This is a genomic window from Streptomyces sp. NPDC054932, assembly GCF_053610205.1.
Window position 1 is genome coordinate 1 of the sequence record NZ_JBSGXU010000305.1, and the last position, 6,112, is coordinate 6,112.

Here is a 6,112-nt window from a genome sequence, read left to right on the forward strand (position 1 = left end):
GTGCGCGAGGAGCAGCCGTGGGGTGGGGTGGTGGCGGCTCGCGTCCGGGCTCCCCCATCCGGGCGCGATCCGCTCCCGTCCGGCATGGCGCCCAGGCCCCGCAGCGACGCGCGGCGGATGCTGGTGCCGGTGCTGATGCCTCCGACCCGGCAGGAGAGGCCCGTGAGCGATCCCAGCCCTCAAAAGACCCGAAGGCCTGATTCCACTGGCGCAGGCGATGCGACAGGCGGTGAGGGCGGGGTCATCGGCATTGGGCTCGCCGCCGTTCTGGCGTTCACTCTGGCGCAGGGTTCCTGGCAGTGGTTCGCCACGTACATCGGGGTGACCCTCTTCGCGGTGGTCTTCGCCTTTCGGGGGCAGCCGGCATGGGCGCCCGGCATCCGATCGGCCTACATGCGCGGTCTGGTCGCGTATTCGCTGGTCGTCGGCCTGTGCGTGGCCATCGCCCTGGCCCCCATGATGCAGCGCTGGGAGTGGCTGTTCCCGATGCCGGGCACGCGTAGCGGGTGCGACGGACAGGGCAGGTACGAGGTCATCCGGACGAGGGCGGCGGTTGCGGATCTGGCCGGTGGTGACGACGCCGCTGTCGCCTTCACGCAAGAGGCCCAGAGGCACAAGGCCGTTGCCGAGTGCCTGGCGGCCACGACGACCCTGTGGCTGCCCCTGTACGGAGCCGGGGCGGCCGTGCTGGTGGGTGCGGCTGCGTGGTCCTGCGACCGGAACCGGGCGAGGAGGATGACGCCGAGCTCCTCGTCACCGGGGCGGGTGGACGCGGGACCGTGACAGAACGGCGGGATCGCCCGGCTTTCGGCCGCGGCGACGCCTGTGCGTCGTGATCCGCTCAGGGGGAGGCCAGCTTTTGGTAACCTCGGATTCTGACGCCATGTGAAATATCACATGTCATCAGCACCGCCCTGGAACACCTCGACGGTGATCGACGATGAGGAGAAACCCTGTGAACCGCTTCCGCTTAGCCCTGCTTGCCGCAGGTGCCGCAGGTCTGGTCGTGTGCGCAGTCACCCCTGCCGGCGCAGTCGCCCCCGTCGACACCGCCCTTCCGGCCGACACCACGCAAACCGTCACTTCCTGCGGGAACTCCGGCCTACAGGCGGGTCTGGCCACCCGGGTCTGCGCCGAGATCACCGGTACCACCGTCGAGTTCTACGGCACGGTCGGGCTCGCCGGTCCGCCCTCCCCGGGCAGCCCCGCGCCCGCCCCGAAGGAGCTGTTCACGACCCTGACCTCGGAGATCGTCGGCACGGGCACGGCCGACACCCAGTCCCGGCATGTCATCTTCACCACTTCGAAGCTCGAGATACACGGCCCGGTCAGCACCGTCCCGTGCAGCCGGACCGTCCGCGGCACCTTCGGTGTGGCCGCGTTCCCCCGCCCGGCCAACCCCGTGGTCCACGAGGTCACCATCACCTGCTGACCGTTCCGGTGAGCCCCGGGCCGGACCTGGTGGCGGAGCACCGGACCGGCTGCAGCACCGCTGCGCGGCCCGTCCCCGTGTCCGGAGTACACGGGGACGGGCCGACGGCGCCCGCATGGCAGCGGCCCAGCGGTAACGCCCCTCCGCTCGGGGCAGTGGCTACCGCTTCAGGTAGGCCAGGACGGCCAGCACCCGACGGTTGTCGTCTGCTGACGGTTCGATCCGCAGCTTGGTGAAGATGGCGGCGGTGTGTTTGGCGACCGCGCTCTCGCTGATGAACAGGGTCTGCGCAACGCCCGCGTTGGAGCGGCCCTCGGCCATCAGGCCCAGCACGTCCAGCTCGCGCGGCGTCAGCTGCGCGGTGGTGCCGCGGGCGTCGCTGCGGGCCAGCAGCCGTGCGATGACCTGCGGGTCCATCACCGTACCGCCCGCGGCCACGGTGCGTACCGCGTCGACGAACTGGGTGGTGTGCGTGATCCGGTCCTTCAGGAGGTAGCCGATGGCGCCTTGGCCTCCGGCCAGCAGTTCGTGTGCGTAGAGCTGGTCGACGTACTGGGACAGCACGAGGACGGGCAGCGTCGGCCGGGATCGACGTGCTTCCAGGGCTGCCTGGAGGCCCTCGTCGGTGAAGGTGGGTGGCAGGCGGATGTCGACCACGGCCACGTCAGGCTCTTCCTCGAGGAGCGTTTTGAGCAGGGCCGGACCGTTGTCGACGGCGGCGACCACCTCGAACCCGTGCTCCCGGAGGGTGCGCGTCAGCCCGTCCCGGAGGAGGAAGAGGTCTTCGGCGAGGACAACGCGCACGGTATCTCCAAGGTCGCGGTGGTCGGGCCGCCCCGCGGGCTGTGCAGGACGAGGGTTCCGTCGAAGGGGTCCAGTCGGCGCCGTACGCTCCGCAGTCCGCTGCCGGCGGGGTCCGCGCCTCCGCGGCCGCCGTCGGCGACCGTGACGCGCAGGACGCCATCGGTGTGGCTCAGGCCGATGCGGACCTCGGGGGCGCCGGAGTGCTTGGCGGCGTTGGCGAGCAGCTCCGCGACGGCGAAGTAGCCGGCGGATTCCACGGGTGCCGGGAGCCGGCCGGGCAGGGCCACCTCGATGTGCACGTCGAGGTGGCTGTCGAGGGCCAGTGAGCGCACCGCGTCGCCGAGGCCCCGGTCGGCGAGCACCGGGGGCAGGACCCCATGAACGAGCTCGCGCAGGTCCTGCAGAGCCCGCTGGGAGGTGGCCCGTACCTCGAGCAGCAGGGCGCGGGCGGCCGGGGGGTCGCGGTCGAGGAGCCGGGTGGCCTCGTCCAGGGTCATGCCCAGGGCGACCAGCCGGGCCTGTGCCCCGTCGTGCAGGTCCCGCTCGATGCGCCGCAGTTCGGCGGCCTGGACGTCGAGGACGTCGGCGCGGGACCCTGCGAGGTGCTCGATGCGGCGTGCGAGTTCGGTGGTGTACGGGGCGGCCAGCAGCCGCCCGCTCCAGCGTGCGTGCAGCCGCAGCACGGGAGGGGCCAGCCGGACCCCCGCGATGATCAGACCGAGGCCCAGCAGGAGCGCGGCGAGCATCGTCGCGGTGGAGTCGACCAGCACGAAGGCGTACCAGTTGCCGTCGCCCAGGAGCCGCCAGACGAACGGCTGCACGGCCGCGCCGAAGAGGCCGTACTCGACGAGGGCCAGCGGCACCGCGGCGAGCAGTGCGCCCGTCCACGGCTCCGCCCAGGCCCAGCGCAGGTCGTGCCAGAATCCGTCGTCGCCGAGGAGCGCTCGGGCCCGTCGGTGGCGGCCGGCCGCCTTCTGCTCGAGTGGAGCGGGCCGGGGTGGAAGCGGTTGAGGCGGACTGATCACGGTTCCCGTCCAGCGGGCCGCCCGGTCGCGGTAGAGGTCGGACATGCGGCGCAGAACCGCTGCGGCGGGCGGGAGCAGGAGGAAGCCGATCCCGACGGGCAGGAGCAGCAGCGCCCCGACCACGAGGCTGCCGGCTCCGCACACGGCGAGCGCGGCCAGCGAGAGCAGCTGGCAGCGGCCGACATCGGTGAGCGCGCCCCTGATGCCGGACTGCCTGGTGCCGGCTTGCTTGGTGCCGGACTGCTTGTCTCCCTGTGCCATGCTCACCTGTGGTTCCGTCATGTCAGAACGGTCCGTGCCCTGTTGCGGCGGTGATCCTATCCGGCGCGGTCGCCGCCCGACGGGCGGAGGCGATCCAAGGGAGCGCTGCGACCAGGCAAGCGGCCCCCAAGAGCGCCATCGGTGCCGATGCCGGGGACGTCTCGTCCGTCACGAACAGCATGCCGAGGTTGACCAGGGTGTGGAAGCAGCCCGCGAGCAGCAGCCGGTTGCTCCGCACACGTTCCAGGGCCAGGCCGAGGATCACGGACATCGCGACGGTGGCCGTCAGGAATCCGGCCGCGTAGACGGGCTCCTGGGCGAGGACCGGCACGTGCCACAGGCCCCAGACCGTCCCGACCGCGACGGAGGCGGCGACCGGTCCGAAGCGGGTGCGCAGCAGTGGCTGCAGGTAGCAGCGCCATCCGATCTCCTCCGCGCAGGCGCCGATGAGCTGGGCGGCCACGAGCAGGGCGAGGGGGTGTGCCAGAGCCGGGGGGCTGGTGACGGGGAGCGTGCCGGAGGTGAGCACGGCGCCCCCCGCGCACAGAGCGGTGATCAGGACGGGGGTGAGCAGGAGGGCCGCCCCTCTGCCGACCGGCATACGCCCCTCGCGGCCGACAGGTCCGCGGTGGCGGACGGGCAGGGTCCCCGCGAGCCGGTCCCTGATCCGCCCGGGCCACAGCAGTGCCACGGCCACCACGGCGAGGGCGGGCCCGAACTGGGTCAGTTGCACCACCTCGGGCGGTATACCGGTCGCGGGCTGGAGTGCCCCGCATGCTCCCGCCGCCACGAAGGCGACGGCGAGGAACACCCCTGCCTGCGCCACCCAACCGCTCCGCGGCACCCGCCGCTGTCCCTGCTCGTGGTCCGGCATGCTGCCCGGCCTCCCCGTGCATCGCTGGGGGCGCGGCTGTCGCGCCCCGCCTTCGACTCTGCCGGTGGGCGTCGGATCCGTCCTTGCACGTGGATACCGAAAGGGGGTGTACCCAGGTACACCCCCTCAACGGCCCGCTCCACGAAAGTCCGGCGAGGGCGGCGGGGACGGAGTCCGGGCGGACGTCCCAGGCAGATCAGGCTGCGCTGGTGGAACCGTTCGCGAGGCGCTCGGCAAATCGGCGAGCGGCGATCAAGTCGTCTTCGTTCGGACGGTACTTGTTGATGCCGCCGATCAGCTTGAACGGCGCCAAGGTGTCGAACGCTCGGCAGGTGAAGATGTCCTCGACCTTGAATCCCTTGCTCTGGAGGAGCCGCACCACCGGGCGGGTGTACGGCGCGAAGAGCAACTCCGGGAGGCCGCTCGTGGCGAAGACGAAGGCTCGCCGCGACGACGTCGGCAACGCGCGGACGAACGCCAGCAGGTCCGGGTGCATCCGCTGCGAGAAGACACCGGAGCCGAAGCCCACCAGGTCGTAGCCCGTCGGCTCCGTCACGGCCACTTCCTCCGGCGCGACCACGCGGGCATCGAGCACCTCGGCCATCGCCTGCGCCACGCGCCGGGTGTTGCCGTGGGAGACGGACGTGCATACGAGCAAAGTCCTCATCGGGATCCCTTTCGTTGGTTGCCCTCGCAGCAGAGACCGAGCAGACGCATCGAATGTGACGAACCGGCGCCGGGCGACGGTGCGGGAGGCGGCGTGATGCGCGCAACGACAGCAGAGCGGACGGTCCGTGGCGGCAGCCCCGCGGCCGGCGGGTCGGGAACCGAATTGCGCGAACCGCTCGCCGGGCATGGTTGATGCTTCGTCGTTTGCCGGGGAAATGGTTGACCGCGAACGCAATTCGCACCACATGCCCGCCTGCCTTGCCCGGATGACAATGGAGGAGAACGCGGATCTTCTACTGCGAAATGAGGGGAAGACAGTGGGTCTCAACACTGACTTGACCGAAGCGCAGAAGCAGGCGCTGAAGGAGAACTCGGACGATCTGGAGAAGTTGCAGCTTCAACTGGATGAGGTGCGACGAACGGCCCGGTCTCGCCTGGAGAGCGCAGGTCTGGCGACCCCGATCGATGTCATCAACTGCCTGGTCTGTGTTGCGTGTGAAGGATGGAGCACTGGTACTGACGGCAAATGCGCCAACTGCCCCCATCCCTTCTTCTCCCACAACGTGAAGTAGCCCGGGCCGGCCGGCCTCGGCTCGCCCTCAGGGTGTCCTTGGCCACGAGCTTGCCGTCCGTCCAGCGGAGCCGGTGGACGGGGCCGGCTCCAGCTCGTTGTACCGCGACGGTGACACGACGCCGGTTGTCAGCTGCCGGGCCAGGTAGACAGCGGCGCGCCGGGTCTCGGCGAGCCGTTCGGAGGACTCTGGGGCAGCGGCGAGCCCCGCATTCCTGGCAGCGCCAACGGCCTTGGTCTCCCGGCGCACCGCCAACCCCCGGCGGCGGCGGCCCGGCCGGGAGGGCCTCGACGGTGCACCCGACGGGAAGGTCGCGGGGCGACCTGCATCTCGTCGAGGGAACGGTGTAGGCATACGTCGGCTCGGTGCCGACGAAACCGGGCGGACGCAACCGAGTGGAGGCGGCCACCGCCGCGCACGAGGTCGGCCTGATCCCGCCGAGCCGCGGCTGAGCCGATGCCCCTCAGTAGGGGTG

At 71.2% G+C, this 6,112-nt stretch carries 7 protein-coding genes; 3 read left to right on the plus strand and 4 right to left on the minus strand.

Translation table 11 applies throughout. The annotated features are described in order from the left end of the window. The first annotated feature begins 162 nt into the window (after positions 1-162). Together ACWGE1_RS39430 and ACWGE1_RS39435 are read left to right on the plus strand one after the other, a co-directional pair. The gene (locus tag ACWGE1_RS39430) at positions 163-783 is read left to right on the plus strand and encodes a hypothetical protein (RefSeq protein WP_453425287.1); all 621 of its coding nucleotides are present in this window, start codon (positions 163-165) and stop codon (positions 781-783) included. Between the two features lie 172 nt (positions 784-955). Next, complete coding sequence (locus ACWGE1_RS39435; RefSeq protein WP_453425288.1) at positions 956-1,432, plus strand: hypothetical protein; 477 nt, start codon at positions 956-958, stop codon at positions 1,430-1,432. A gap of 159 nt (positions 1,433-1,591) precedes the next feature. On the opposite strand, the gene ACWGE1_RS39440 is transcribed toward ACWGE1_RS39435, so the two are convergent. The 4 genes from ACWGE1_RS39440 to ACWGE1_RS39455 all read right to left on the minus strand — a co-directional run bounded on the left by ACWGE1_RS39440 (position 1,592) and on the right by ACWGE1_RS39455 (position 5,063). Continuing rightward, the gene (locus ACWGE1_RS39440) at positions 1,592-2,236 is read right to left on the minus strand and encodes a response regulator transcription factor (RefSeq protein WP_453425289.1); all 645 of its coding nucleotides are present in this window, start codon (positions 2,234-2,236) and stop codon (positions 1,592-1,594) included. Next, entirely contained in the window at positions 2,188-3,543 is a 1,356-nt protein-coding gene (locus ACWGE1_RS39445) for a histidine kinase (RefSeq protein WP_453425290.1), read from the minus strand. Before ACWGE1_RS39445 ends, ACWGE1_RS39440 begins: the two co-directional genes overlap by 49 nt. Position 3,544: 1 nt before the next feature. Beyond that, a complete protein-coding gene (locus ACWGE1_RS39450; protein ID WP_453425291.1) occupies positions 3,545-4,396 on the minus strand; it encodes a CPBP family intramembrane glutamic endopeptidase in 852 nt (283 codons plus the stop codon). Between the two features lie 196 nt (positions 4,397-4,592). Then, the gene (locus ACWGE1_RS39455; RefSeq protein ID WP_453425292.1) at positions 4,593-5,063 is read right to left on the minus strand and encodes a flavodoxin family protein; all 471 of its coding nucleotides are present in this window, start codon (positions 5,061-5,063) and stop codon (positions 4,593-4,595) included. A gap of 127 nt (positions 5,064-5,190) precedes the next feature. On the opposite strand from ACWGE1_RS39455, the gene ACWGE1_RS39460 reads away from it, so the two are divergent. Next, positions 5,191-5,637: a hypothetical protein gene (locus tag ACWGE1_RS39460; RefSeq protein ID WP_453425293.1), complete on the plus strand. Its 447-nt coding sequence runs from the start codon at positions 5,191-5,193 to the stop codon at positions 5,635-5,637. The last annotated feature ends 475 nt before the right edge of the window (positions 5,638-6,112 follow it).